General features: G+C 62.8%; 20 protein-coding genes. 12 read left to right on the top strand and 8 right to left on the bottom strand.

Features of this window, described 5'->3' with window-relative positions; all coding sequences use genetic code 11:
• Positions 1–12 precede the first annotated feature (12 nt).
• The 7 genes from DW136_RS03735 to cobK are packed head-to-tail and all read left to right on the top strand — an operon-like array spanning position 13 to position 6,579.
• Positions 13–969 carry a histidine phosphatase family protein gene (locus DW136_RS03735; RefSeq protein ID WP_233546530.1) on the top strand — a complete coding sequence of 319 codons (957 nt, stop codon included), beginning with the start codon at positions 13–15 and terminating at the stop codon, positions 967–969.
• Positions 969–1,943 carry an adenosylcobinamide-phosphate synthase CbiB gene (cbiB, locus tag DW136_RS03740; RefSeq protein ID WP_118289108.1) on the top strand — a complete coding sequence of 325 codons (975 nt, stop codon included), beginning with the start codon at positions 969–971 and terminating at the stop codon, positions 1,941–1,943. Before DW136_RS03735 ends, cbiB begins: the two co-directional genes overlap by 1 nt.
• Complete coding sequence (locus tag DW136_RS03745) at positions 1,940–3,163, top strand: histidinol-phosphate transaminase (protein WP_158571430.1); 1,224 nt, start codon at positions 1,940–1,942, stop codon at positions 3,161–3,163. The genes cbiB and DW136_RS03745 overlap by 4 nt, the downstream gene beginning before the upstream one ends.
• Positions 3,156–4,655, top strand: a complete 1,500-nt coding sequence (locus tag DW136_RS03750; protein ID WP_233546531.1) for a cobyric acid synthase — start codon at positions 3,156–3,158, stop codon at positions 4,653–4,655. Before DW136_RS03745 ends, DW136_RS03750 begins: the two co-directional genes overlap by 8 nt.
• Entirely contained in the window at positions 4,652–5,167 is a 516-nt protein-coding gene (locus DW136_RS03755) for a cob(I)yrinic acid a,c-diamide adenosyltransferase (protein ID WP_118289111.1), read from the top strand. Before DW136_RS03750 ends, DW136_RS03755 begins: the two co-directional genes overlap by 4 nt.
• Positions 5,168–5,809, top strand: coding sequence for a precorrin-8X methylmutase (locus DW136_RS03760; protein ID WP_118289112.1), 642 nt, complete (start codon positions 5,168–5,170; stop codon positions 5,807–5,809). It abuts the gene before it with no gap.
• Positions 5,806–6,579 carry a precorrin-6A reductase gene (gene cobK, locus DW136_RS03765; protein ID WP_118289113.1) on the top strand — a complete coding sequence of 258 codons (774 nt, stop codon included), beginning with the start codon at positions 5,806–5,808 and terminating at the stop codon, positions 6,577–6,579. The genes DW136_RS03760 and cobK overlap by 4 nt, the downstream gene beginning before the upstream one ends.
• A gap of 233 nt (positions 6,580–6,812) precedes the next feature.
• Here the strand turns inward: cobK and DW136_RS03770 are convergent, their stop codons facing one another.
• The 6 genes from DW136_RS03770 to metK form a co-directional block, all read right to left on the bottom strand.
• Positions 6,813–8,027, bottom strand: a complete 1,215-nt coding sequence (locus DW136_RS03770; protein ID WP_118289114.1) for an ABC transporter permease — start codon at positions 8,025–8,027, stop codon at positions 6,813–6,815.
• On the bottom strand, positions 8,024–8,797 hold the full coding sequence (locus DW136_RS03775; protein WP_089571814.1) for an ABC transporter ATP-binding protein: 774 nt from the start codon (positions 8,795–8,797) through the stop codon (positions 8,024–8,026). The genes DW136_RS03770 and DW136_RS03775 overlap by 4 nt, the downstream gene beginning before the upstream one ends.
• A complete protein-coding gene (locus tag DW136_RS03780) occupies positions 8,797–10,209 on the bottom strand; it encodes an efflux RND transporter periplasmic adaptor subunit (protein ID WP_118289115.1) in 1,413 nt (470 codons plus the stop codon). The genes DW136_RS03775 and DW136_RS03780 overlap by 1 nt, the downstream gene beginning before the upstream one ends.
• Before the next feature lie 132 nt (positions 10,210–10,341).
• Complete coding sequence (locus DW136_RS03785; protein ID WP_158571431.1) at positions 10,342–12,057, bottom strand: L,D-transpeptidase; 1,716 nt, start codon at positions 12,055–12,057, stop codon at positions 10,342–10,344.
• A gap of 149 nt (positions 12,058–12,206) precedes the next feature.
• Positions 12,207–13,814 (bottom strand): L-serine ammonia-lyase, iron-sulfur-dependent, subunit alpha, encoded by a 1,608-nt coding sequence (gene sdaAA / locus DW136_RS03790; protein ID WP_118289117.1) that lies wholly within the window; start codon positions 13,812–13,814, stop codon positions 12,207–12,209.
• A 310-nt stretch (positions 13,815–14,124) separates the two neighbouring features.
• Positions 14,125–15,405 carry a methionine adenosyltransferase gene (metK, locus tag DW136_RS03795; RefSeq protein WP_089571822.1) on the bottom strand — a complete coding sequence of 427 codons (1,281 nt, stop codon included), beginning with the start codon at positions 15,403–15,405 and terminating at the stop codon, positions 14,125–14,127.
• Between the two features lie 238 nt (positions 15,406–15,643).
• On the opposite strand from metK, the gene gltX reads away from it, so the two are divergent.
• The 5 genes from gltX to DW136_RS03820 all read left to right on the top strand — a co-directional run bounded on the left by gltX (position 15,644) and on the right by DW136_RS03820 (position 22,954).
• Complete coding sequence (gene gltX, locus DW136_RS03800; RefSeq protein WP_118289118.1) at positions 15,644–17,119, top strand: glutamate--tRNA ligase; 1,476 nt, start codon at positions 15,644–15,646, stop codon at positions 17,117–17,119.
• Positions 17,120–17,329: 210 nt separating this feature from the next.
• Complete coding sequence (gene priA / locus DW136_RS03805) at positions 17,330–19,756, top strand: primosomal protein N' (protein WP_118289119.1); 2,427 nt, start codon at positions 17,330–17,332, stop codon at positions 19,754–19,756.
• Between the two features lie 18 nt (positions 19,757–19,774).
• A complete protein-coding gene (def, locus tag DW136_RS03810; RefSeq protein WP_117790334.1) occupies positions 19,775–20,311 on the top strand; it encodes a peptide deformylase in 537 nt (178 codons plus the stop codon).
• A 325-nt stretch (positions 20,312–20,636) separates the two neighbouring features.
• On the top strand, positions 20,637–21,557 hold the full coding sequence (gene fmt / locus DW136_RS03815; protein ID WP_118289120.1) for a methionyl-tRNA formyltransferase: 921 nt from the start codon (positions 20,637–20,639) through the stop codon (positions 21,555–21,557).
• Positions 21,554–22,954, top strand: coding sequence for an RsmB/NOP family class I SAM-dependent RNA methyltransferase (locus tag DW136_RS03820; RefSeq protein ID WP_118289121.1), 1,401 nt, complete (start codon positions 21,554–21,556; stop codon positions 22,952–22,954). Before fmt ends, DW136_RS03820 begins: the two co-directional genes overlap by 4 nt.
• Before the next feature lie 141 nt (positions 22,955–23,095).
• Here the strand turns inward: DW136_RS03820 and DW136_RS03825 are convergent, their stop codons facing one another.
• Together DW136_RS03825 and DW136_RS03830 are read right to left on the bottom strand one after the other, a co-directional pair.
• The gene (locus DW136_RS03825) at positions 23,096–23,332 is read right to left on the bottom strand and encodes an FmdB family zinc ribbon protein (protein ID WP_118289122.1); all 237 of its coding nucleotides are present in this window, start codon (positions 23,330–23,332) and stop codon (positions 23,096–23,098) included.
• A gap of 88 nt (positions 23,333–23,420) precedes the next feature.
• Positions 23,421–26,717: a 4-alpha-glucanotransferase gene (locus DW136_RS03830; protein ID WP_118289123.1), complete on the bottom strand. Its 3,297-nt coding sequence runs from the start codon at positions 26,715–26,717 to the stop codon at positions 23,421–23,423.
• Positions 26,718–26,790: the final 73 nt, after the last annotated feature.

The following is a 26,790-nucleotide window of genomic DNA, read 5'->3' on the forward strand; positions in this document are numbered from 1 at the left end:
AAGAGGACCTTCGTGCGCGAAAAGCTCGGGTTCGCGGCGGACGATTTCGTCGACGCGGCGCAGTTTGCGGAGGGCGGCGTGCCCGCGGCTTTTGCCGGCCGTGTCGCTTACCGTGCTGAGGAACTCGTACGCGCGCTCGACGCTGACCGGGCGCTCGAGCGGCTGATCGGCTTCGACGTAGTGATTCTGTCCTTGGTCGGCTCGGGGGTCATCCCTATGCGTGCGGAAGACGCCCAATGGCGCGAGCGCGCGGGGCGCCTGGGATGCGCGCTCGCTGCGCGCGCCGATGTCGTCGTGCGCATGACGTGCGGGATACCCCAGGTCATCAAAGGAAACCTTGTCGATGCGCCTCGAGGGGCGCAGGGTGCGGGCGCGCCTTTGGAAGTCGTCTTCGTGCGCCATGGTGCCACGGCGGGCACGGAAGACCATCGCTACAGCGGGGCGGGCACCGACGAGCCCCTGTCGAGCGCGGGTGAGCGCGCTTTGCGCGACCTCGCGTGCTATCGTGACGTGTTCCGTGTTATCACGAGCGGCATGGCCCGCACCGACCAGACGGCGCGCATCCTCTTCCCGAACGCGGAGTTTATTGCGTGCCCCGGTCTGCGCGAGATGGATTTCGGCGACTTCGAGGGGCGAAGCGCCGCCGAGCTTAAAGAGGATGCGCGCTACCGCGCTTGGGTAGACTCCTGGTGCGAGACGCGCTGCCCGCATGGCGAGGGCAAGAGCGATTTCACCCGCCGCGTCGTCGCGGCGTTTCGGGAGGCGTGCGAATCGGAGCGCGTCCAGGGGAGTGGGCGCGCCGTCTTCGTCGTTCACGCGGGTACCGTGAAAGCATTGCTCTCCGAGCTAGCTGTCCCGAAAATTGGATACTTCGACGTGCATACCGAGCCGGGCGGCGCATGGGCCGCCACCTGGGATGGGCGCTGCCTTCGCGACGTTCGCCCCGCTTCGGGGGGCGATGCCCGGTGATGACGATTCTTGCCGTCGCCGCCGGGTTCGCGACCGACCTTGCCTTCGGCGACCCGCGCTGGCTTCCCCATCCCGTCGTCGCCATGGGGCGCGCGATCACGTGGGCCGAAGGCCGCCTGCGGCGCGCATTCCCGCAAACGTCCGCGGGCACGCGCGCCGCAGGACTTGTGCTCGCCGTGGCGCTTCCGCTTGCGTGTGGGCTTTTGACCTGGGGAATCCTGCATCTTTGCGGCATGGTTCACTCCGGCCTGCGCTTCGTGGCCGAGGCATGGGCGAGCTATCAGATTCTCGCGGCATGCGAGCTGCGCCGCCAGAGCCTGGCCGTGGCCCGTGCGTTCTCGAGGGGCGGCCTTGTCGCGGCGCGTGAAGCTGTCGGGCTCATCGTGGGACGCGACACGTCTGTTCTCGACGAGCAGGGCGTCGCGCGCGCCGCCGTGGAAACGGTGGCGGAGAACGCGAGCGACGGTGTCATCGCGCCGCTTTTCTACCTTATGATCGGGGGTGCGCCTTTGGGCATGGCGTACAAGGCGGTGAACACGCTCGACAGCATGGTGGGCTACAAAAACGAGCGCTACATCGACTTCGGCTGCGCCTCGGCGCGCCTCGACGATGCGGTGAACTGGATTCCCTCGCGGTTATCGGCCCTGTTCATGATCGCCGTGTGCCCGATCGTCGGGCTCGACGCGCGCGGGGCGGCGCGCATCTGGCGCCGCGACAGGCGTCGCCATGCGAGCCCGAACGCGGCGCAGACCGAGTCGGCGTGCGCGGGTGCGCTCGGACTGCGCCTGGCAGGACCCGCGGTGTATTTCGGCAAGCTCGTTGAGAAACCGACGATAGGCGACGCGTCCCGCGAAATCGAGTGGGGCGACATCGCCCGGGCGACAAGGCTCATGCTCGCCGCGTCCGTATGCGCGCTCGTCGTCTTCGGCGCCGCGCGCGCGGCGGTCGTGCTCGCCGTGGGGGCGATGGCATGAGGAAAGACCACGCCGCGCCCCGGGCTGCCGGGGGAATCCTGCGCGCCCGCACGCATGGGGGCAGCGCGCAATCGCTCGGCATCGCTTGCGAAGGGGGCGCCTCCAACCTCATCGACTTCTCGGTGAACGTGAATCCGGCAGGCCCCTCGCCGCGCGCCGTCGCCGCAGCTTGCAAGGCGCTTTCTCGAATCGACGCCTACCCCGATAGGGAAAGCCTCGCCCTCGTTCGCGCCCTGGCGCGCGACCAGGGCATTCCCGAAGATACTATCGTCTGCGGCGCGGGCGCGTCCGACATCATCTGGCGGCTCGCCGCGGCGGTGCGCCCGAAACGCATCGTCGTGTGCGCGCCGACGTTCTCTGAATATGCGGAGGCGGCATCGTACTACGGCGCATGCGTGCAGGAGTTCCCGCTCTCCGAAGCGGACGACTTCGACGTGCCCGCCTCCTTCGCCCGCGCGATCGAGGGGCCGGGAGACGTGGCGTACCTCTGCAATCCGAACAACCCGACGGGGCGCCTCGTCGACCCCAGCGTGATCGATGCCGCGGCTTGTCGCTGCGAGCAGGTGGGCGCGCTGCTCGTCGTGGACGAGTGCTTCCTCGGATTTGCGCCCGACGCCCGCGAAAGGAGCGTGGCCGCACGCGCCGCGTGTTCGCGCCATGTGGCCGTGCTCTCCGCGTTCACCAAGCTCTACGGAATGGCGGGGTTGCGGTTGGGATATCTGATCAGCGGAAACACCCAACTCATCGAGGGGATTCGCCGGGCGGGGCAGGCGTGGCCCGTCTCCTCGGTCGCCGAGGCCGCGGGCATCGCCGCCCTGGAAGACGTCGAATACGTCTCGCGCACGCGCGATGTATTGGCGGGCGAGCGAGCGTGGCTTTCCCACGAGCTCTCCTCGCTCGGGCTTTCCGTCGTGCCGTCGGATGCGAACTTCCTTTTAGTCCGCACGCCGGCGAAAGACATCCCCGAGCGCCTGTATAAACAGGGGGTTTTGGTCCGCACGTGCGACTCGTTTTCGGTACTGTCCCGTTTCTGGTGCCGCGTCGCGGTGCGCACGCGCAAGGAGAATGCCCGGCTTGCGATGGCGTTCAGCTGCGCGCTTCGGGCGGAAGGTGCATCGGGCGAAGGCGAACCCGACGAACGAGGCGGCGCTTCTTTCAGCGGCGCTATGGCGGGCGCGGATGGCCGAGGCTCGGCGAAGGAGGTCGATACCCGTGGGTAGGGCGAAGCCCATCATGATCCAGGGCACCATGTCGAACGCGGGGAAGAGCCTGCTTGCGGCGGGGCTGTGCCGCGTGCTTTCGCAGGACGGCCTACGCGTGACTCCCTTCAAGAGCCAGAACATGGCACTCAACAGCGGTGTCACGGCTGACGGGCTCGAGATGGGGCGCGCCCAGATCATGCAGGCCGAGGCGTGCGGCATCGCGCCCGACGTGCGCATGAACCCCATCCTGCTCAAGCCTGAAAGCGGCCACCGAAGCCAGCTCATCGTGGCCGGCAAGGCGCAGGGAGCCTTCGCTGCGAGGGACTACTTCGCGCGAAAGAAGGCGCTCATGCCGCAGATTTTGGAGGCGTTCGATTCGCTCGCTGAGGAAAACGACGTCATCGTCATCGAGGGCGCCGGCAGCCCCGCCGAAATCAACCTTGCCGAAAACGACATCGTCAACATGGGGCTCGCGCGCGCCGTGTCCTCCCCCGTGCTGCTCGCGGGCGACATCGACCCAGGCGGGGTGTTTGCCCAGCTCTACGGCACGGTCGCGCTCCTTGCGCCCGAGGACCGCGCGCTTTTGCGGGGGCTTGTGGTGAACAAGTTCCGCGGCGATGTGGAAATCCTGCGCCCGGGTTTGGCCCCGCTCGAGAAGATGTGCGGGGTTCCCGTCGTGGGGGTCGTGCCGTATCTTACGCTCGACCTGGACGACGAGGACTCGCTCGCGCCGCGCCTATCTGCCCGCGAGGCGCGCGGCGTCATCGACGTTGCCGTCGTGCGTCTTCCGCATCTGTCGAACTTTACCGACTTCGACCCGCTTTCGCGCGTGCCCGGCGTGGGCGTGCGCTACGTTTCCTCGACGACCGATCTGGGCCGACCCGACCTGGTGGTGCTCCCCGGCTCGAAGACCACGCTCGACGACGCGCGCTGGCTTGCGGCTAGCGGCATCGGAGCCTGTGTACGCGCGCTTTCGGGCGCGGGCACGCCGGTGCTCGGCATATGCGGAGGCTACCAGCTTTTGGGAGACGAGCTTTCCGACCCGCACGGCAGGGAAGGCGCTGGCACCGCGCGCGGGCTCGGGCTCATCCCTGCAAGTACGGTGTTCAAGGAGGAAAAGCGCCTCGCCCAGTCGGCACTGCGCATCACGGGCGCCCAAGGCGCGTTCTCGGTGTGGAACGGCATGACGGCGCGCGGGTACGAGATTCACGACGGCGAAACGACCGTCTCCTGCGCTCCTGCGGGCACGATTGGCGGCAAACCAGAAGGCGCGGCCTGCGGAAACGTGTTCGGAACCTATCTCCACGGCCTGTTCGACGAACCGGGGGTGGCGCTCGCCCTCGCGCGCTCGCTCGCGCGCATGCGCGGCCTGCCCGAGAACGTCGTGGGTGCTGCGGGCGCGGCGTCCGCGGCCGATCACCGTGCGCGCGAGTTCGACCGCCTGGCCGACGTCGTGCGCGGGGCGCTCGACATGGAGTATGTCTACCGCATTATCGAGGAGGGCGTATGATCCACGTGTATCATGGCGACGGCAAAGGCAAGACCACGGCGGCGATGGGCCTCGCCCTTCGCATGCTCGCTGCAGGCCGCCGCGTCGTCGTCGTGCAGTTCCTGAAAGACGGCGAAAGCGGGGAGGTGCGCCTGCTCGCCGAGCATTTCGGCGTGCCCGTGTTCGCGGGGAAGGTGTCGGACAAGTTTACCTGGTCGATGACGTCGGAAGAACTTGCCGCGACGTGCGAGCTGCACGATGGGAACCTCGCTTCCGCGCTCGCCGAGCTCGAGGGCGCGCAAGAGGGACTGCTCGTGCTCGACGAGGCGCTCGACGCGCTTTCGAAGGGGCTTGTCGACGAGGCGCTCGTGGAGCGCGCGCTCGATATGTCCGCGCGCGGCGTCGAAGTAGCGCTCACCGGGCGCGCGCCTTCCCACAAGATCGTGGAGAAGGCCGACTACATAACCGAGATGCGGTGCAAGAAACATCCCTACGAGCAGGGGATATGTGCAAGGGAAGGAGTGGAGTACTAGATGGATTCCAAGGAGATGGCGCCCGGCGACATCGAGCGGCGCAGCTTCGAGATCATCACCGAAGAGCTCGGCGGCCGCACGTTCCCGCCGCTCGAAGAGCCCGTCGTGAAGCGCGTCATCCACACCACTGCCGACTTCTCGTACGCCGATTCCCTCGTGTTTACCCATGACGCCGCGCACTGTGCGCTCGACGCACTGCGCGCAGGGGCCACGGTGCTCACCGACACGAACATGGCGCTCGCAGGCATAAGCAAGCCCGCGCTCGCGAAGCTCGGCTGCAAGGCCGTGTGCTTCATGGCCGACCCTGATGTCGCCGCAACGGCGCGCGCCGCGGGCACGACTCGCGCCGTTGCGAGCATGGACAAAGCTTGCGGCATCGAGGGTCCGCTCATCGTGGCCGTCGGCAACGCTCCCACAGCACTTCTGCGCCTCGCCGAGCTCATGGACGCGGGGAAGATCGCGCCCGCGCTCGTCGTTGGGGTGCCGGTCGGGTTTGTGAACGTGGTCGAGGCGAAAGAGGAGCTACTCGCACGACGCGTGCCAGCCATCGTCGCGAGGGGTCGCAAGGGCGGCTCGACCGTGGCGGCTGCCATTATGAACGCGCTGCTCTACCAGATCACGCGCCCAGGCGGCCCGAAGTGACGGCGCCCGCATCCGCGCCGGCGCTGCGCATCTTCGCCGGCACCACCGAGGGCCGCCTTCTGTGCGAATGGGCGAGCAGGGCGGGCATCCCCGCCCGTGCCTACGCGGCAACCGAGTACGGAGGCGAGCTTTTGGGCGAGCTTCCGGGCATCGAGGTGCATGCGGGCAGGCTCGACGATGCCGACATGGAGCGCGAGCTTTCCGGCGCGTGCATCGTCGTCGACGCCACGCACCCCTTCGCTACGCTCGCAAGCGGCAACATCCGGGCCGCTTCGCTCGCCGTGGGTGCACGATGCCTGCGCCTTGCGCGCCCGGTCGAGGCGCTGCCCAAAGGCGTCGTGGCGGTCGCGTCGATCGCCTGCGCGGCGCGCTTTCTCTCCGAGAACCCGGGTCGCGCGCTTCTCACGACGGGGAGCAAGGAGCTTGCTCCCTACACGAGCGTCGCCGATTTCGCGGAGCGCTTCTTCGTGCGTGTGCTCCCGCTGCCCGGTGCTATAACGAAGTGCATCGACGCGGGGTTTTCGCCGTCGCACGTCATCGGCATGCAGGGGCCCTTCACCCGCGAGCTCAACGAGGCGATGCTTCGGCAGGTGGGCGCCCAGTGGCTTGTGACTAAGGACTCGGGAACCGTAGGCGGCACGGCCGAGAAGCTCGCCGCCGCGCGCGACGTGGGAGCGCGCTGCATCGTGGTCACCCGTCCCGCCGAGGGAAGCGGGGCCCTTTCGCTTCGGGAAGTGGAAGACGCGCTCTTACGGGAGTTCGCGCGCTAGGCGCTTGCCGCGCCTAGCGCGCCCTCCCGTCCGCGAGGAGGAGCGTCCCGAGCAAGCTCGACCCGTACAAGCCCGTCATCCATCAATAGCTCGAGGACGACGCCCAGAACTGGCGCAAACAGCCCTTCAATAAGTTGCGGTGAAATAGTGTCTGTTTTTGCTGCTAGATAGCATATTCAGTCCCTAATTCACCGCAACTTGTTGGTGGTGGCTTACTGGTAGCTGGTGGTGGCTTACTGGTAGCGTAGGCACTCCACCGGGTTGAGCTTTGCCGCGCGGCGAGCGGGGTAGAAGCCAAAGATTACGCCGATGCCGACGGAGACGCCGAAGGCCAGCAGCACCGTGGCGATTGAAAAGCTCGGTGTGATCTCCCCACTGGCACCGAGCTCGTTGAGAACCCCTGATCCTGCGGCAAACATCGCGAGGCCCCAGGCCAGCAGATAGCCAATCAGGACACCCAGCAGGCCACCGGTGACGCACAGCGCCGAGGACTCGGCCAAAAACTGCGCGGTGATATCGCGGCGACTGGCGCCCAAGGCACGGCGAATACCGATCTCGCGGATGCGCTCAGTCACGTTGGTAAGCATCATATTCATAATGCCGATTCCGCCGACAAGCAGTGAGATACTGGCGACAGCGCCCATGATGAGCGAGAAGGCGCCCATAAACGAGTTGAGTGCATCGATGGCGCTTTTCATGGAGGTCGTCGATACGCTGTCGTACTCATCATCCTCCGAGATGCCCTTCATCGCGCGCACCTTAGACTCGATGGTCTTGCAGAGCTCGTCCATGTCTGTGCCCTCGGCGGCAAGTGCCGTCACGCTGGGAAATGAAGGATTCTCGTCGCCAAACAGGCCGGAGATGGTTTCGCGTGGCATATACAGCGTGAGCGAGCCCATGGAGTCGCTGCCGCCATCAATCACGCCTACAATCTGCACCTCGCCGTTGGACACCTTGATGGTTTTCCCCAGTGCGTCCTGTTCGTTGCCGTAAAGCTGATCGGCGCCGCCGCGGCTGATGAGCGCCACGCGCGAGCCTGATTGAGTCTCTGCCTGTGAATAGACACGTCCCGCAACGAGCTTGCTGGCGCCCACGGCATCGAGCATGTCGCTATCGACGCCGTGTGCCATGACGGTATAGCTTTTATCCCCGACCTTGTACTCGGAATAGGCGCTATCGACGATGCCGATCTGCTCAATCTGCGGCACCAGTTTGCGAAGCTTTTCCACATCCGAATCGGTGAGTTCTTGGGACGAATAGATCTCTACCATGCGGGCTGCATTGAGGCCCAGGCTGTTGACCAGGCTGTTTTGGATACCGCCGATGAGCGAAGTCATGGCGATGACCGAGGCGATGCCAATGACGATGCCAAGGATGGTGAGCAGGCTGCGTCCCTTGTTGGCCTCGAGCGAGTGAAGGGCTTCTTGGACAAGATCGCGGGTGCTCATGCCTTCGCTCCTTTCGGCTGATTGGTGGTTGCAGAAATCTCGGGCAGGTTTTTGACGGCCCCGCGTAACGTATTCGGTGTATGCGCGACATATGCGCCGTCATGGATTCGCCCGTCACGGATGGTTACGGCTCGATCGGCCTCGGCGGCGATGCCGGGGTCATGCGTAATGAGTACGATGGTCTTGCCGCGTTTCTGGAGCTTGTGGAAGGTTTCCATGACGAGCGCCCCGGTTGTCGAGTCTAGATTTCCCGTTGGCTCGTCGGCCAAAATGATGGGCGGGTCGTTGACGAGGGCGCGCGCGATGGCGACGCGCTGCATCTGTCCGCCCGAGAGTTCCGATATGCGGTGGTCCCAATGGTCGACCGGCAGTGTGACGGCTTGCAGCGCGTGCACGGCGCGCATCTCGCGCTGGCTACGCGGCACATTGGTGTAGGACAGCGGCAGCATGACGTTTTCGATCACCGTCAGACGCGGCAGCAAGTTAAAACTCTGAAAGACAAAGCCGATGCTCAGCGCGCGCACCTCGGTGAGCTCATCATCGTCGAGCTCGGCGACGTTGAGCCCTTGCAGGAAATAATCACCCGCCGTCGGCTTGTCCAGGCAGCCCAGGATGTTCATGAGCGTCGACTTGCCCGAGCCCGAGGGGCCGGTGATGGCGACGAACTCACCGGGGTTCACCGCCAGGCTCACGTTGTGCAGGATGTGGGCGCAACCGGCCTCGCTCTCAAAGATGCGGTGCACGTTGCGGATGTCGATGACGGGACGCATTACTTGCCCTCGTCGGCAGACATATTGTCGCCGCCGTCTGCCGTCATGCCTGCGCCGGTATCCGTCACGATGGTGTCGCCGTCGCGTAACTTGGTAACCGGGACGTCTGGGTTGATCTCGTTGCCCTGGTCGTCGCGCTTGACCTGCGTCTTACCGACTACAGCCTCGTTGTCGTTTTGCGTCACGACGGTCACCTTCACGCGGCGCGTCTTCTTGCCTTCCGAATCGGTGGCCAGATTGACGTAATAGTGCTCGCCATCTTCGGTCATCAGCGCCATGGTCGGCACCATAACCACGTCGTCGAGCTTCTCGGTCACTACCGAGACCTCGGCAGTCATACCCGGCTTAAGGCGACTGTCGGGTGCTTCGATGAGGATGTCGACGTTAAAGGTCACGCTGCCGCCGCTACCGGAGCCGGAGTCAGAGTTTGCCACCGAGGCGATAGCCGTGACGGTGCCCTGGCTCACGATATCGGGAAACGCGGGATAGGTCACGTTGGCGCTTTGGCCCACGGCAATTTTGGCGATATCCTTTTCGCCCACCTGAACCGTCACCTTCATCTTGGACAGGTCGGCGATTTGCATGCACTGCTTGCCGCCGCTCGTGTCGCCTTCGCCCATGATCGTGCCTCCGGTCACCGTGGCACCGACTTTGGCGTTGAGCTCGACGATGTTGCCCGAACTGGGGGCCTTTACGGTGCGCTCGGCCGCCTTTGCAGTTGCCTGCTCCAGCGTTGCCTGGGCCGAGGCGAGGTTGCGCTGGGCGGTCGAGACGGCATTTGCGTTGGCGTTTGCGTCCGATGGGCCGGTCGATTCGTCACTGTCCGTTGTCGGTGCGGCCTGTGCGGCCGCGAGTGCCACCTTTGCATTGTTCAGGTCTTCCTGGGCGGCCGCGACCGCGCGCTGCGCCTCGGAAACAGCGCTATCGAGCGCGTCGTTCTTAATGGTCATGAGTACGTCGCCCTCGTTGACGCTCTGTCCGGCCTGCACGTTGATCTTTTCAACCGTACCGTCGACAGAAGGGGAGACGACCGATGCCGAGATGGGCTTAAGCTGCCCCTTGGCTTCGACTGTGGTGGTAAACGTGCCTTCGGTGACCATGTCGGTCACCGGTCCGTTGGTGCCTGCGGGTTGCGCGTTGATGACCAGCGTTGCGATGATGGCAATGAGCGCGATGGCAACAACGACGCCGGCGGCAATACCGCGTCGAATCAGCTTTTTGCGCCGACGCTCGGCACGCTTTGCCTTGAGCTTTGCATAGGCTTCTTCATCGGAGATATCGGTCGAATCGTCGAGACTCGTTTGGGGCTGCTTGGTGTCTGCAGCGCTGATAATCGGCAGGGTCTCGGTGGCATCTTGGGGCATGCGATCGGAATCGTCAGGACCCGGATTGATCGTGGGGACCTTGGACATAGCGTCTCCTTTATCGATATGGCTCCGATAAGTATATACGCCCGTCGCGATAGGCGGGCGTATAGAAGTTGCGGATGACGGTACTGTAAGTTTTGTCGCCGTGCTGTTTACTTGTTGTAGACGTTAGCTGCGTTACGAGTGCACGACCACGCAGAGGCCGACTTTGATGCGCTCGTGGAGCGACTTGGCATCGGCCAGACGCAGGTTGATACAACCGTGGCTACCGCACCACTTGTACGATTCGGCGTTATCGAAACTCGAATCGTTTTGCCAGGTGGCGTCGTGGAATCCGACCATATTGCCCTCGAACGGCATCCAGTAGCTTACCGGGCTCTCGTATTTGGGCTTGCCGGTCTCGGGGTCCTTGGCACCGATGAGTTTGCTGGCGCCATCGTTGCTGTTGATCTGCCATACGCCCTCGGGGGTGGCGTCTTCGCCCGGTTTGCCAGAAATAAAGTTGGCCTCCCACACGATGTTGCCGCTCTCGTCGTAGTAGCGCGCATGCTGCTCGGACAGGTCGACGTCGATATAGGCCTTCCAGTCGGGCTCGCCCTTGGCGGTAAATGTGTCGGCCTTCTGGGAGTACTTGATCTCGATTTCGCCGGTCTGCTTGTTGTTAATGGCGTCTTCGACCTGCTTGGCGAGCGAGCTGCTGTCGATGGACCAACCAAAGTCGCCGCCTTCGACGGCGCACTGCTTGCCATCGGCGCGCGTCCACCAGCGAGTGGAGCCCACGGTATTAAAGCCGTTGGCGAGCTCGGCTGCCCAGCTGCTGATCTGCGACGTATCGAGCGTGGGGTTGGCCGGATCGGCAAAGCTGATCCACTGCAACACGGAGCTGCCATCAACCTTGCCGGCATCCTCGCCGTTAAGCTTGAGGATCACGTTGACGCCCAAGAAGTTATTGGCGGCATCGCATGCGGCCTGAATCTGATCATCGGTCAGCGTTCCATTGAGCGGTTCATAGGCATCGTTGCCGAGCTTGGAAAGGTCTACGGTCTCGGACAGCGAGGCAAGCTCGAGTTCGGCATACTTAATGACATGCTCGCGGTCGAGTTTTTCGTTGGAGCGCGCCTTCTCGACGGTAAACTTGCCGGCCTGCTCGTCATAGGAGCTATTGGCCTCGAACGTGCCCGAACGGCCCTCGTTAAACTCGTCGATGGCGGCGCCCAGATCCTTCTCAAACTTCTTTTGGTCAAAAGTGTCGGAGAGCATGGACAGGTCGACGTCTTGATCAAGATCGACTTCGTTGGAGGTAGCGGTTGTTTTGGTCTTTCCGCTTAAGGATTCCACAAGGCGGACCGGCCATACAAAGGCTTCGTTGTGGCTGATGATCTCTTTTGCGGCAGCTTCGCCGTCGACGATGGGCTCATCGGACTCGGGCTGATACGTCCAGCTAAAGTCATCGCCTGTCACGGTGAGCTTATAGTGCTTCCATGCCGAGTTGACCTTGGTGGCGGCAGACGAAGCGTTGGAGAACGAGACGTCGACGCCGGCGATGGTGGTGTTGGGGTAGGCTAGCTGGGAAAACGCTACGACGCCTACGATATAGACAATGACGATAAGACCCAGGACGACAAAGAGCGTCGTCTTTTTGCCCGACTTATTGTTCTCGGCGGGTTTGCGCGCGGGGCCGCGATCGCCCTGAGCGTGCGTGGGGGGCTGCTTGGGCGCATTGCCGTTTGCCTGGCGCTGCTGACGTTGCTGGTTCGGGCGTTGGGAAGCGTTTGCCGCACCACGCTGCTGACCGTGACTCGGCGCGATAGGACGCGGCGACTGAACGCCTCCGGTGTGCCTGCTCGGTTGCTGCGGATCGGGAATCAGTTGAGTTCGATCGTTTTGCGACATCGTATGCATATCCTTCGAATTTCGCCTTGCGGCTCATCGTGTTTTTACTGGGCTTGCATTATAGCGATTACCTAGTTGTTTGTGGTACGGAAACGGTGGCATTCAAAAGAGGTGGGACATTTGTCCCACCTTTGAGTCGTCCTTTGTTGCTATCCGCACACACCGCATTTTGCGCAGGCCGAAAGTGCGGCCGGAGCCTGCGCGATGCCGCCCTTTGCCGTCTCGCGCAGCGTGGCCGGCAACGCGTGGCCCACTGAGAGCATGACATGTGCCATCTGGTCAAACGGCACCAGGCTCTTAATGCCGGCGAGGGCGAGTTGTGCCGAGCTAAAGGCCGCTGCCACGCCGATGGCGTTGCGGTTTTGGCAGGGCACCTCCACGAGGCCACCGACGGGGTCACAAACGAGGCCCAGCAGGTTACTCAGCGCGATGGAACTGGCGTCGAGCGCCTGCTCGGGCGTGCCGCCGAGCATCTGCACCAGCGCGGCGGCAGCCATGGCGGCGGCGCTTCCCACCTCCGCCTGGCATCCGCCCTCGGCGCCGGCAACGCAGGCGCTCGTGGTGAGGTTGAGGCCGATGGCGGCTGCGCAGTAGAGCGCGTCCATGACCTGTTCGTCGTCGAGCTGCAGGTGGTCGGCGAGCGCCAGCACGCAGCCGGGCACGACGCCTGCGGAGCCCGCCGTGGGGGCGGCGACGATCACGCCCATGGTGGCCGAGCGCTCGAGCACGGCCATGGCGCGGGCCACGGCGTCAGTCTGGACGGCGCCCATTAAATTGGAGCTCAGGTCGTTGCTGCCGGTGGCATCGACAAGCTTTGCTTCGCCGCCGATAAGCCCGCCGAGCGAGCGCTGCGGATTGACGATGGGGGCCGTGGTCTCCTCGCGCATGACGTCGAGCACGCGGTGCATGGCGGCGACGGCGTGGGCCTCGCCGGTCAGACGCGCCTCGCGCAGGGCCATGACGGCGCCGATGCTGAGTCCCCGTTCCTCGCACGCATCGAGCAGCTGCTCGCCGTCGTCGAAGATTTCCTTTGCTGAGACGCCGGGGGAGAGCGACGAGGCAGAACCGGGGAGCTCGATAAAGGTCGCGTAATCGACATTGTCGAGCTTGCGCAGCATCGGGACGACGGTGTCGTCGGGTGCGCCGTCGGTCTCAAAGACGGAGTAGGCCTGGCCGCCCACCTCGGTGCGGTAGGTGCGGCAGAAGGCGATGTTCACATGGGCGTAGGCGAGCAGGTTGGTGAGCGCTGCGAGCACGCCGGGGACGTCCTGGTGCGCCACGAAGAGCGTGGAATACATACCCGAGATGTCGACGCCGACGCCGTTAATGCGGCTGATGCGCATCTTGCCGCCGCCCAAGCTCTCGCCGCGGACCTCTGCTGTGGCGCCCGTGGCGTCGACCATATCGATGTCGACGGTGTTGGGGTGGATGGAGGCGTCGTCGCCCTTGATGTCAAAGTGATATTCGAGGCCCTGCTCACGTGCGAGGTCAAAGGCCTGCTTGATGTTTTCGTCATCGGTGTCGAGGCCCAGGATGCCCGCGACGAGCGCACGGTCGGTGCCGTGGCCGCGGTAGGTGTGGGCGAAGGAGTTCCACAGGCCAAAGGTGACTTTGGTGATGCGGCCTTCCAGCAGGCTGGCGGCAACTTGGGCGCACCGCAGGGCGCCGGCGGTGTGCGATGAGCTGGGGCCGACCATGACGGGCCCCAAGATCTCGAATGCCGAGGTCGTAGCTAGTGTTTGCGGCTTGCCTGCCATATGCGCTCCTGTTCTATCCCGTCGTTCCGAGGGCTTTGGTATTTGGTCGCCTGCTCTACAGTCCTGGCTCGCACGGAGGCCACATTAAGTGGCCTCCGGCTCGTGCGGAACTCGCGATCGACCAAATACCAAAGCCCTCGGAACTTAGGATACATGGTAGGGGCACGCTTGCTGCAAAATTCATCAGCTGGGAACCTATTCTGCGTCCCAGGTCGGCTCATCTTCACCACCGGTTAATAAAAAAGAGGTACCGGTTGGTCCGGTACCTCTTTTGGTGCGTTTCGATTTGGCTGTAGCTTTTGCCGCTAGCTTACAGGCCGCAGGCTGCTTTGAGTTCTTCGACTCGGTCGGTATTCTCCCAGGTGAAGTCGGCGTCTTCGCGGCCGAAGTGACCGTAGGCTGCCGTCTTTTCGTAGATGGGGCGACGCAGGTCTAGGTCGCGGATGATTGCGCCCGGGCGCAGGTCGAAGGTCTTCTCGACGGCCTCGACGATCTTGTCCTCGGCAACATGCGCGGTACCGAAGGTGTCGACCATGATTGAGAGGGGCTTGGAAACGCCGATGGCGTAGGCGAGCTCGACTTCACAGCGGTCGGCCAGACCGGCGGCGACCACGTTCTTAGCGACCCAGCGCGCGGCATACGCGGCGGAACGGTCGACCTTGGTGCAGTCCTTGCCGCTAAAGGCACCGCCGCCGTGACGGCCGTAGCCGCCGTAGGTGTCGACGATGATCTTGCGGCCGGTGAGGCCCGTGTCGCCCATGGGGCCGCCCACAACAAAGCGACCGGTGGGGTTCACGTAGATGTCCGCGTTGTCCCACGGCATGTTCTCAGCGGCCATGACCGGGGTGATGACGTGCTCGATGAGGTCGGCCTTGATCTTACCCATGTCCTCGATCTCGGCGGCATGCTGCGTAGAGATGACGATGGTCGTGACCTCGACGGGCTTGCCTTCCTCGTAGCGCACGGTGACCTGGGTCTTGCCGTCGGGACGCAGATAGGCGAGGGTGCCGTCGTGACGCACGGCGGCCAGGCGCTCGGCCAGGCGGCTCGCCAGGTAGTGCGGCATGGGCATGAGGGTCTTGGTTTCGTTGGAGGCATAACCGAACATCATGCCCTGGTCGCCGGCGCCGATCAGGTCAATCGGGTCGGTGGTGGCGCCGGTCTGGGTCTCGAAGGACTCGTCGACGCCCTGGGCGATATCGGGCGACTGCTCGTGGATGAGGCTCATAACGCCGCAGGTGTCGCAGTCAAAACCGAACTTGGCACGGTTGTAGCCAATGCGGCGGATGACGCCGCGGGCGATTTCCTGTACGTCGACGTAGGCCTGGGTGCGAATCTCGCCGGCGACGATGACGGTGCCGGTGGTCACGAGGGTCTCGCAGGCGCAGCGGACGTTCTCCACGTTGGCAGGCACGCCGTTGGGGGCGATGTAGCCCTGCTCCTGGAGCTCTATTTCTTTGGCGAGGATTGCGTCGAGGACGGCGTCGCTGATCTGGTCAGCGATCTTATCGGGATGACCTTCGGTCACCGACTCCGACGTAAAAACAAAGGACCCGTGTTGGGGTGGGATGGAACGAAGTTCTTCTGACATGATTGTCCTTTCAAAAACGTGTCCCGGCGACCGTTACCATTCCGACGGGCTCTCTATGCAAGGGCACATCATAGCGCGTAAATCAAACATTCACACCCTTTCCGCACCTACTCATTTAAGTCTGTCCCCAATGAGTGGGTCGTCCCCAATGACTGGGTCGGTGCCCTTTGTGCGGAGGTTGCTTTGATGCTTTATACTGATGCGGTTAGACATCCATCCTGCAATCGAGGAGATTTCCATGGCATCAGACGTTCGCGTCCGCTTTGCACCCTCACCGACGGGCAAGCTGCACATCGGCGGCGCCCGCACCGCTATCTATAACTGGGCTTTCGCCCGTGCAAACGGCGGCACGTTCATCCTGCGCATCGACGACACCGATCCCACCCGTTCCACCGACGAGAACACGCAGATCATCCTGCGCGCCATGCGTTGGCTGGGCCTGGACTGGGACGAGGGTCCCGAGGTGGGCGGAGACTTTGGCCCCTACGCCCAGACCGAGCGCCTGGACCTGTACAAGCAGGCTGCCCAGAAGCTTTGGGACGAGGGCAAGGCCTATCCCTGCTTCTGCACCAAGGAGCAGCTCGACGCCGATCGCAAGGCCGCGCAGGAGCGCAAGGACCCCTTCCAGGGCTATCAGCGCCGTTGCCGCGATCTTGATCCCGAGGAGGCCCGCCGTCGCATCGAGGCTGGCGAGTCCTACGTCCTACGCATCAAGGTGCCCGAGGACCGCGGCGACGTCCGTATCCACGATGCCGTCCACGGCGAGGTGACCTTCGACGCCAAGGAGCTCGACGACTTTGTGATCTTCCGCTCCGATGGCACGCCCACGTACAACTTTGCGACCGTCGTTGACGACGCCATGATGAAGATCACCCATGTCATCCGCGGCGACGACCACCTGTCCAACACCCCGCGTCAGGTCATGGTCTACGAGGCCCTCGGCGCGCCCGTGCCCACGTTCGCCCACATCTCCATGATCCTGGGCGCCGACGGCAAGAAGCTCTCCAAGCGCCATGGCGCCACCTCGGTGGAGGAGTACCGCGACGCCGGCTACCTTTCCGACGCCTTCGTCAACTACCTGGCGCTGCTCGGCTGGTCGCTCGACGGCGAGACCACAATCATCCCGCGCGATGTCCTGGCCAGCAAGTTCTCGCTCGACCGCATCTCCAAGAACCCGGCGACCTTCGACCCAAAGAAACTCGACTGGGTCAACGCCGAGTACATCAACGGCATGTCCGATGCCCAGTTTGCCGACGAGATCATGGTCCCCGAGCTGCACGAGGCGGGTCTCATCGAGGGCAACATCGAGTACGGCGAGGACTGGATCGACGCGCTTGCCGCAATCGTCAAGCCGCGCACCAAGATGCCGGCCGACGCCGTGACCGTCGCCGCTCCCATCTTCGCTACGGCCGAGACGCTCGAGTATGACGAGAAATCCGTTAACAAGGGCCTGGCTAAGGAAGGCATGGGCGTCATTCTGGATGCCGCCAAGGCCGCGCTCGAGGGCGTGGACAAGTGGACCGCCGAGGCCATCGACGCCGCGCTTGAGCCGCTGCCCGAGCAGATGGACCTTAAGAAGCGCGTGGTGTTCCAGGCCGTGCGCGTCGCCGTCTGCGGCAACATGGTGAGCCCCCCGCTGGGCGAGACCATGGCGCTCGTCGGCCGCGACGACTGCCTGGCACGCATCGACCGCGCCCGCACGATGGCGCTATAGTAGACGCGTAAACGCATGTATCCGAGCCCCGTTCCCCCGAGCGGGGCTCTTGTTTCTGTACCGATGAGTGGGTTGCTGGGACAAAATAATCAGTAGTGTTTGTCCCATGTTCGAGTGACGCAACAAGCTCGACACTCGTATCGGCCATGGGACAAACTCTACTGATTATTTTGTCCCACCCCTTTCAGGTCCGTTCGTTAGAGGTGGTGTATGGCTCAACAACTGTCGCTGTTTGGTTCGCCGGAACCGGAGGAGACTCCGGTGAAGCCTAAGCCTGCACCTGAGCCCATCGCCGCCTACGCGAGCGTGGTCCTCGACATCCCCACCCGTGCGCTGTCGGAACCGTTTGCTTACGGCATCCCCGAGTCCCTTGCCAACGAGGTCCAGATCGGATCCACGGTCCTGGTCCACTTTGGTAACCGTGCCGCCGCGGGCTATGTCGTTGACATTGCGCCTGATTTGGGCGATCTGCCGGGCAACAACGCCCTCGACCCCGTGCGCATCAAGCCCATCGAGGCCATCCTCAGCAAACCGCTCTTTACCGCCGAAGTCGCCCGCATCGCACGTTGGATGAGCCGCGAGTATGTCGCGACGCTTTCCGAGTGCCTGCGCCTGTTCTTGCCTCCGGGTGGCGGCCCCCGTGTGGTCAAGGGCGACGACGGTGTGTGGACGGTTGAACGTCCCGCCGTCAAGCCTATCCAAAACCGCTGGGTCATGCTCACGCCCGAGGGCTTCGACTATACGCCGCCCAAGACCGCGGTCCGCCAGCGCCAACTCATCGAGGCGCTCCAGTGTGGTCCTGTCACGATGCGCGACCTCAACCTTCTCTATAACAGTATGTCGGCGACCATCAAGGCTCTCGAAAAACGCGGCGTCGTGGTGGTGGAGGAGCGCCGTGCCTGGCGCGGTTGCAGCGAGCAGACCACGCTGTCCTCGGCAAGCGGCAAGGCGCCGGTCTCCCTTACCAACGGCCAGCAACAGGCACTCGCGCAGATTGAGCGCGCCCGTCTGGACGCTCATGGCGACGTGGTGTTGGTCGACGGCGTCACCGGCTCCGGCAAAACCGAGGTTTACCTCTCCGCCATTGAGCGCGTGCTTGCAGCCGGTCGCTCGGCCTGCGTGCTGGTGCCCGAGATTTCGCTGACGGCCCAGACCGTCGGCCGCTTCCGTTCGCGCTTTGGCGAGACGGTCGCCGTGTTTCATTCGCGGCTTTCGGCCGGCGAGCGCCTGGACCAGTGGGATATGGTTGCCAGCGGTGCGGCCCGCGTGGTCGTCGGCGCACGTTCGGCGCTCTTTTGCCCGCTTGACGACCTGGGCCTCATCATCATTGACGAGGAGCACGAGACCAGCTACAAGCAGGGGTCCAGTCCGCGCTACCATGCGCGCGAGGTGGCAGCCGAGATGGCGCGCCGCTTTCGCTGCCCGCTCGTGCTGGGGTCGGCCACGCCTTCTGCCGAGGCCCTCGACCGCTGCCGCCGCGGCATGTATAACGGTGCCACCTGGACGCGTGTCGAGATGCCCGAGCGCCCCGGACACGCCGTGCTGCCTACGGTCCGCATTGCTGACCTGCGTCGCGAGTTCTCGCACGGCAGCCGCTCCATGTTCTCAAAACCCTTGATGGAGGGATTGGAGCGTGTGGTTGGGCGCCGCGAGAAGGCCGTGTTGCTGCATAACCGCCGTGGCTTTGCGCCATTCCTGATGTGCCGCGAGTGCGGCTGCGTCCCCACCTGCAACCACTGCTCCACAGCGCTTACGTATCACGAGCGCACACACACGCTGCAGTGTCACACATGCGGTTCGTCTTGGCGCGTGCGGCCGTATCCCGCGCCCACGAGCCGTTGCCCCAAATGTGGCAGTCGCTACCTGGCAAAAATGGGCCTGGGCACGCAGCAGATCGAGGACGCTCTCCACCAGATGTTGCCCGACGACGTCGCCATCATACGCATGGACGCCGATTCCACGCGCGGCAAGGACGCGCACAAAAAGCTGCTCGAGCAGTTCGATGCGGCCGATTGCGCGGTGCTGCTGGGCACCCAGATGATTGCCAAGGGCCTCGACTTTCCCGAGGTCACGCTTGTGGGCGTGGTCAATGCAGACTTTGCGTTAAAGCTGCCCGATTTTAGAGCAGGGGAGCGCGCCTACGATCTGCTGGAGCAGGTCGCGGGCCGTGCCGGTCGCGGCGATCGTCCCGGCGAGGTCATCATCCAGACCTACCTGCCCGAGGATCCGGTCATTCGTGCCGTCGCTGAGCACGACCGTTCGATCTTTACCGACTACGATCTGGACCAGCGCCGCGACGCGCTGTACCCGCCGTTTGTTCGCCTGGTCAACATCTTGGTGTGGTCGGCGAACCGAGACGACGCGCAGGACTACATTGGGCGCATTGCAAAGCTTCTTAAGCGCCGCTGGCATGCCGCCGCGCCCGACTTTTTGCGGGCGGGGAGCGCCGTGCCCCAGGTGCTGGGCCCGGCTTCGTGTGTAATCGAGAGAGCCAAGGACCGTTACCGCTTCCATCTGCTTGTGAAGTCGCCCGTGGGGTACCATGTCTCTGATGATATCGACGCCTGCCTCAAAGAGGTGGGCTCTGTGCGCGGCGTGAGCGTGAGCGTTGACGTCGATGCCTATGATTTGATGTAACAAACCGAAAGGATGGCCATGGAAGCCAACGGAATCGTACTGTCGCCCGACCCTCGTCTGCGCCAGGAGTGCGCCGTCATCGAGGAGATCACCCCGGCGATCGAGGCGCTTGCCGAGAAGATGAAGAAAATGATGTTCGATAACGGCGGTTGCGGCCTGGCTGCTCCGCAGATCGGCGAGCTCATTCAGCTCGTTACCATCGACTGCGACTACAGCGACAAGAACGACTACGACCCGTACGTGCTCATCAATCCCGTGATTGTCGAGCAAAGCGACCATCTCGTTCCGTATAGCGAGGGCTGCCTATCCATTCCTGGCATTAGCTGTGAGATCGAGCGTCCCGACCATGTCGTCGTCGAGGCGTATGACCTGGACGCCAACCTGATTCGCTATGAGGCCTCGGGCGATCTGTTCTGCGTGTGCCTACAGCACGAGATCGATCACCTGCACGGCAACACCATGTTCGAGCGCCTTAAGCCCATGCAGAGGATCAAGGCAGTCAAGGAGTACCAGGATGCCCTGGCCCGCGGCGCTCGACCGGGCGAGACGGAGTAGGTTTGTCCGTCCCCGGTGCTGAGCGCCCACATATCATCCCGTGCTCAAACATTCTCGCTGCGCTGCGAAACTGCGCGCGGGACGATATAGGCAGGCGCCCCGGGGACTACGTTGACGCTGCTTGTCTCGCCCAGGTGCCGTCGGGCCAGGGATGGGCGTCTTCGCTGATAGGTGCTTTGCTGAAAGAGCTGCTTTTATTGCGGCTCTTTCTTTGGTTTTGGGTATATTTGTTCTTGTTGAAATGTTATTGCGGATGGGCTGGTGACTTGGCTTTCCGCTGTTCTTTGTAGCCGTCTCGGCTTTGGTTGAGAGGAGACTAACTTTTATGCGTATTGTGTTTATGGGTACGCCTGATTTTGCTGTGCCTTCGCTGACTTCGCTTGTTGCGGCTGGTAATGAGGTTGCGCTCGTTATTACTCGTCCCGATGCTGTTCGTGGGCGAGGTAAGAAGCTAGAGCCGTCTCCTGTTAAGGCTAAGGCGCTTGAGCTGGGGTTGCCGGTTGTTGAGGCTAATCGTATGACGCCTGAGGTTGTTGAGGTGCTCCAGGCTGCCCAGGCTGATATTTTCTGTGTGGCTGCTTATGGCTGTATTTTGCCTGATGAGGTGCTGCATATGGCGCCGCTTGGTATTGTGAATGTTCATGCGTCCTTGCTGCCTCGTTGGCGTGGGGCTGCTCCTATTCAGCGTGCCATTCTTGCTGGTGATGAGATTGCTGGCGTTTCTATTATGCGCATTGGGCATGGCGTGGATACCGGCGCCTATTGTGCGCAGGCCTCGACCTCGGTTGCCGGTAAGCATGCCGAGGCGCTGACCATGGAGCTCGCTGAGCTCGGCGGCAAACTGCTTACCGATACGCTTCCCTCTCTTGCCGATGGCACTGCCGTGTGGACTGAACAGGATGAGGCGCTCGTTACCCATGCTGCCAAGATTTCTAAGCAGGAGATGCGCTTGGATCCGCAAATGGCGGCGCTCGATTGCGTGCGTCATGTGCTCGCTTCGTCCGATACCGCGCCTGCTCGTTGCGTGATTGCCGGCAAGACCGTGCGTGTGCTCGATGCTGCGGCGGCTGATGTGTCGCTCGGCGAGGGTCAGGTTCTCGTTCAGGCCAAGCGTGTTTACCTGGGCCTTTCTGATGGCTCGGTTGAACTGCTCGAGGTTAAGCCCGATGGCAAGCGTGCTATGACTGCTTCTGCTTGGTCTGCTGGCCTGCAGGGTGCCGATCTTATCTGGGGTGTTTTGTCATGAGCAGGCTGTCTCCCGCGCGCAAGCTTGCGCTCGATGTGCTGATGGAGGCCGATCGCCGCGGCATGTATGCACGCGACGTGCTGTCCTCTCGCGCATCGGCCAAGGCTATTGACCAGCGCGATTCCGCTTTTGCCGCCCGCTTGGCGCTGGGTGTTGCCGCCACGCAGGGTATTTTGGACGAGCTGCTCGATCAGTTTCTCGATAAGCCCAAAAAGGTTGCGCCGCGCGTTCGCATGGCGCTTCGTATTTCTGCCTTCGAGATGCTCTACCTGCATACGCCTGGCCGCGTTGCCGTAAGTCAGGGAGTTGAGCTGGTTCGCTGCGGTGCTAAGTCCGCCGCCGGTCTGGCGAACGCCGTTCTGCATAAGGTTGCGGACAACGTCGATGATTTTGCCGCCGCGGTGGATGCCGATGAGTCTGAGCGACGCTTGGTTCGCCTGTCTCGCCTGATGGGCTTGCCGCGATGGCTGTGCGCTCGCATTATGGCATCGTTTGACACGCCAGAGGGTGCGCTTAACTTTGCCGGCAATCTGGCCCCCGCGCCGCTGGCCCTGCATGAGAACGCTTTTGCTTCCAAGCCCGATCCGTATATCTCGCAGCTCGTCGCGCCTGTCTTCCCGGGCTGCCATGCCCCGGTTGATGCCCAGGTTACCGTTGCTTCGGGTGTGTTTGAGCGTGCTGCCGCGGTGGCCTCTGATCTCAACGCGCAACTTATCGCCACAGCTGCCACGCGCCCTGGTTGCTGCCTTGAGATTGGTGCCGGCCGTGGCACCAAGACCTATGTGATGATGTGCCAGGCCAAGCGTGCGGGCTATGAGCGTCAGCATACGGCGCTCGATTTGCATGATCGCAAGTGCGACCAGAATCTCGCTCGCCTGCATAAGGCAGGTATTCAGGGCGTTCGTACGGTTTCGGGTGATGCTTGCGAGCTTGATGAAGTACTGACGTCGTTTGATGCCATGCTTGGCGAGCCGGTTAAGTTCGATACGGTCTTTATCGATGCGCCGTGCTCTGGCACCGGCACCATGCGTCGTCATCCCGAGATCCCTTGGCGCCTGACCGAAAAAGATGTGACGGTTGAGCTGCCCAAACTGCAGCTTACGATGCTCAAGGAGGCTGCTGCCCGCGTGGCTGCCGGCGGCGAGCTTATCTATGCCACCTGCTCGGTCTTTGATGAAGAGAACACGCAAGTCGTGGATGCGTTTTTGGCTTCTCCCGAGGGCGCAGGTTTTAGCTTGGCACCCCTCTCCGAGGCGCAGATTCTGCAGTTACCCGAGTTCGAACAAGCCAAGAAGCTCGTCTCCGTACGTCAAAAAGACCGCGGACTTTTCCAAAGCGTGCCGGTAAACGCCGACTCCTACGACGGCCACTTCTGCGCCCGCCTGGTCCACAAGTAGCTACTAAGTTGCGGTGAAATAGGGATTGAATAGCGGCTTCTGCCCGCCAAACAGTCCTTATTTCACCGCAACTCATAAGGAAACCTGGGCTGCTAAAGAATCAGCCCCGCGATCGGAGTTGATCACGGGGCCACGTTGTTATTAGTGGTTATGCGGGCAGTTGGCGCAACAGCCGCTGGTGGCGTTGGTGCTGGAGCCGCCGCTTCGCTGGTCGGTGTTGTAGAAACCGCTGCCGTCGAACTTAATGCCGCTGGCCGAGAATGTCTTGGACGCCGGGGCGCCGCAGCTGGGGCATACGACCTCGGGCGTCTCGGACATGGGGTGCTCAACCTCAAACACATTGCCGCAGCTCGTGCACTTGTAATCATAGCGCGCCATAATACTTCCTTTTCAGCACAAAGCGGGCAGATCGCTCTGCCCGCAAAAATTCAAACAGCTGTAACTGTACCCTATATCGGGGGTTTTATCACGCTTCGCCCCAGAATCTATGGGTGTTGCGCAGGAGCTTCGCAGTTTTGCCCTCGGCTGCCTCAACGTCGGCCTCGTCAGCCTGCCAAGTCCAGTTGCCCGTGGCCACGCCCGGCACGTTCATACGTGCATCGTCGCCCAGCCCCAGCACGTCCTGCAGCGGCATCATAACGAGCGGAGCATCGCTGGCCAGGGCGTTGCGCATGAGCTCGCCTGCCAATGCAATGCCGCTCGGTTCATCGCCGCCCGCAAAGGAACGCGTGCACCAACCGGCCAACGTCGACGTATCGTGTGTCGAGGTATACAGGATCTTGCCCGATGTGGGATGAATTCCGCAGCGAACGTCGTAGTCGCTAAACTCCAGCACGTCCATGCCGGGGAAGCCGCAGGTGGAAGCCATCGCACGAACGCCAGGCGTCAGATAGCCTAGATCCTCGGCAATAAAGTTGAGCGGACCTAGCTCGTCGTAGGCCGTCTGGAACAGGTCCTTGCCCGGTCCCGCAAGCCAGCGACCGTCGGCACAGGCCTTACCGGCAGGGATGCTAAAGTAGCTGTGGAAGCCCAGGAAGTGGTCCAGACGCACGCGGTCGTAGAGCGAAAACGCACGACGCAGGCGATCCATCCACCAGCTATAGCCGTTCTGTTTCATGTGATCCCAGCGGAAGGTGGGGTTGCCCCAGACCTGGCCCTCGGGTGCAAAGTTGTCGGGCGGCGCGCCCGAAATCTCAATCGCCTTGCCGGTGTCGGACAGCCAGAAGTTTTCGGGCTCGCTCCACGCGTCGGCCGAATCGTCCGAGACATACATCGGGATATCGCCGATGACCTCGATGCCCTTCTTGTGTGCATAGTTCATGAGCTCGCACCAAGCCAGGTCAAAGCGGTACTGCATGTACGCCTGAAGCTCGGCCTCGTCGTGGAAACGCTTATCGTCGATCAGATGCTCGTTGTAGCGCGCAACATCTGCCGGCCAATCGTGGCGCGATTCGCCCTCAAAGTATTTTTTGACGGCCATATAGACGCAGTACTTCTCGAGCCAATCGGCGTTGCGATGTTTAAACGCCGTGTACAGCGGGTCAGCATCCTCGCCGCCGCGGGCCTTCCAGGTGACGAAGTCGGCGGCCAGCTCCTCGTGGCTCTCGGGCAGCAGGTCGATATTGCCTGCAAAGGCCGAAGGACCGGCATAGGGGGAGCGGAAGAAGTCTGTGGGATTGACGGGCAGGACCTGCCAGTAACGCATGCCCATGGCGGCCAGATGGTCGATAAAGCGACGCGTGGGCGCACCGATTGTGCCAGGCTTGCCGTCATCGGTCGGCACCGAGGTGATGTGGCACACAACGCCTGCGCCATGATCGAGCGGCTCCTGCAGGCGCTCCTCGGCATGGTGATAGATGATCGAAGAGCCCAGCGGGTACAGATCGAGCGTGACGGTACCGTTGTGAATCTCGCACTCCTGGCCGCTGATAACGTCGCTCGCACATTCGCCGAGTGCCGGAATCGTCACGCAGTGCGAATTGCGCAGGCTGCGGTTGATGATAACCGTCGCGGCCTCGCCGTCTTTGCCCGTGCGGGTGTAGGCCAAGACGTCGTCGTTGAGCGCGAAGGCCTTGATCTCGCCATCAACCATAAAGGGCAGCGCGCGGCGCACGGCCGACGCGTTTTTAAGGATGGCCAGCGTATCGAAGTCGTGTAGGTCTTCCTTCATAGGCAGCGTGCGGCGGTTGCCCGGATCGGTGAGGCCCTCCAGGCCGTACTCATCGCCGTAATAGATCGAGGGAACGCCCGGGAAGGTCATCTGCATGAGCGTTGCCAACCAAAAACGGCTCTTGGCCAGGCCCATCGAGTTCTCGTCCAGGCGCCATTTGCTGCGCTCGCTCTCGGGTAGCTGCGACTCGTCGGGGCCACCGCCGAGCACCGAGATAATGCGCGGGCGGTCGTGGCTCGAAAGCAGATTGAGCGCGCAGGCCAGTGCCTCGCGCGGGTAGTTCTCGCGCAGGGTCTCGATGTCCTCAGCAGCTTGATAGGCATTCTTGTAGCCCATCAAAAAGCCGATGACCATGTCGCGGAAGGGGTAGTCCATGGCAGAGTCGAGCTCAGAGCCCTGCAGGTAGCGGCGCAGATGGCCGTAGCTGATCTTGTTGGAGGCGTCTTCCCAGACCTCGCCGAGCAGCAGCGCGTCAGGTTTCTCGGCGAGCACGGCCTTTTTGATCTCGGCCAGGAAGTCATCGGAAAGCTCGTCGGCCACGTCCAGGCGCCAACCATGGGCACCGGCGCGCAGCCATTTGCGGATCACGCCGTCCTTGCCCAGGAGCCGCTCGCGCACCAGTTCGGAGCTCTCGTTGATGGCGGGCATGTTGCCCACGCCCCACCAGCAGTCATACGAACCGTCTTCATGGAAGTAAAACGCATCGCGCCACGGCGAGTCCTCGCTTTGCCAAGCACCGACGCCGGGATAATTGCCGTAGCGGTTAAAGTAGATCGAATCGTCGCCCGTGTGGTTGAAGACGCCGTCCAGGATGATGGAGATGCCCAGCTTCTCGGCTGCCTTGCACAGCTCGGTAAAGTCCTGCTCGGTGCCCAGGATCGGGTCGATCTTGGTGTAGTCGGCCGTGTCGTAGCGGTGGTTACTCGCGGCCTCAAAGATGGGGTTGAGGTAGATGGCCGTAAAGCCTAGCTCGGCAATGCGGGGCAGGTCATTTTGGATACCCTTGAGCGAGCCGCCGTAAAAATCCCAGGTCTTGATGGAGCCGTCTTCGGCACGCTCGTACTCGGGCGGTTCGTTCCAGTCCTCGACCATGCGGCGCTGGATTCCGTTGCGCGGTTTTTCAACTTCGGCAAGCGTGCGTTCGCGCCAGTTTTCGTCGCGTGCATAGCGGTCGGGGAAGATCTGGTAGACCATACCGCGCTCGTACCAAGTGGGACGGTTCTCTCGGTGCTTGTAGACGGTAATCTGGAAGGACGGAACCTCGGCGTAGTTGTAGGTCACACCCTCGCCACCGGTGCGACCCTGCGGTGCACCCAGGCGTACCACAGGCTGGCCCTCGATGTTGCAGATAAAGCTGTACCAGATAAGACAGGGCTCAGTGCACTCAAGCTCTACGGTAAATATGCCGTCGCCCTCGTGCGTCATGGGATACAGAGACTCACCGATTTCATCGACCCAGGTGCGCAGGGTGAGCGTTGCCTGGTTGGGGTCGGCATCCTCCAAAATCACCGAGAGCGAAACGGAAGTTCCTGTGGTCACAGCGCCAAACGGAGTACGAAACTGCGACAGACGGCTGTTGTGAATCAATCTCATAATACGGTCCAGTTCAATAGAATCACGGCCTGCGGGCCATGGGCTTTACGCACAGGATGTAAGTATATCTGTT

It is taken from the genome of Collinsella sp. AM12-1, assembly GCF_003472325.1.
GTDB lineage: Bacteria > Actinomycetota > Coriobacteriia > Coriobacteriales > Coriobacteriaceae > Collinsella.

Coding starts and splice junctions, on each gene's coding strand:
- DW136_RS03775 (WP_089571814.1), bottom strand. CDS start 8,797: ATGCGTCCCGTCATCGACATCCGCAACGTGCACCGCATCTTTGAGAGC.
- DW136_RS03830 (WP_118289123.1), bottom strand. CDS start 26,717: ATGAGATTGATTCACAACAGCCGTCTGTCGCAGTTTCGTACTCCGTTT.
- sdaAA (WP_118289117.1), bottom strand. CDS start 13,814: ATGGCAGGCAAGCCGCAAACACTAGCTACGACCTCGGCATTCGAGATC.
- metK (WP_089571822.1), bottom strand. CDS start 15,405: ATGTCAGAAGAACTTCGTTCCATCCCACCCCAACACGGGTCCTTTGTT.
- DW136_RS03825 (WP_118289122.1), bottom strand. CDS start 23,332: ATGGCGCGCTATGATTACAAGTGCACGAGCTGCGGCAATGTGTTTGAG.
- DW136_RS03770 (WP_118289114.1), bottom strand. CDS start 8,027: ATGAGCACCCGCGATCTTGTCCAAGAAGCCCTTCACTCGCTCGAGGCC.
- cbiB (WP_118289108.1), top strand. CDS start 969: ATGACGATTCTTGCCGTCGCCGCCGGGTTCGCGACCGACCTTGCCTTC.
- DW136_RS03780 (WP_118289115.1), bottom strand. CDS start 10,209: ATGTCCAAGGTCCCCACGATCAATCCGGGTCCTGACGATTCCGATCGC.
- gltX (WP_118289118.1), top strand. CDS start 15,644: ATGGCATCAGACGTTCGCGTCCGCTTTGCACCCTCACCGACGGGCAAG.
- DW136_RS03785 (WP_158571431.1), bottom strand. CDS start 12,057: ATGTCGCAAAACGATCGAACTCAACTGATTCCCGATCCGCAGCAACCG.
- DW136_RS03755 (WP_118289111.1), top strand. CDS start 4,652: ATGATCCACGTGTATCATGGCGACGGCAAAGGCAAGACCACGGCGGCG.
- DW136_RS03745 (WP_158571430.1), top strand. CDS start 1,940: ATGAGGAAAGACCACGCCGCGCCCCGGGCTGCCGGGGGAATCCTGCGC.
- DW136_RS03760 (WP_118289112.1), top strand. CDS start 5,168: ATGGATTCCAAGGAGATGGCGCCCGGCGACATCGAGCGGCGCAGCTTC.
- def (WP_117790334.1), top strand. CDS start 19,775: ATGGAAGCCAACGGAATCGTACTGTCGCCCGACCCTCGTCTGCGCCAG.
- priA (WP_118289119.1), top strand. CDS start 17,330: ATGGCTCAACAACTGTCGCTGTTTGGTTCGCCGGAACCGGAGGAGACT.
- fmt (WP_118289120.1), top strand. CDS start 20,637: ATGCGTATTGTGTTTATGGGTACGCCTGATTTTGCTGTGCCTTCGCTG.
- DW136_RS03820 (WP_118289121.1), top strand. CDS start 21,554: ATGAGCAGGCTGTCTCCCGCGCGCAAGCTTGCGCTCGATGTGCTGATG.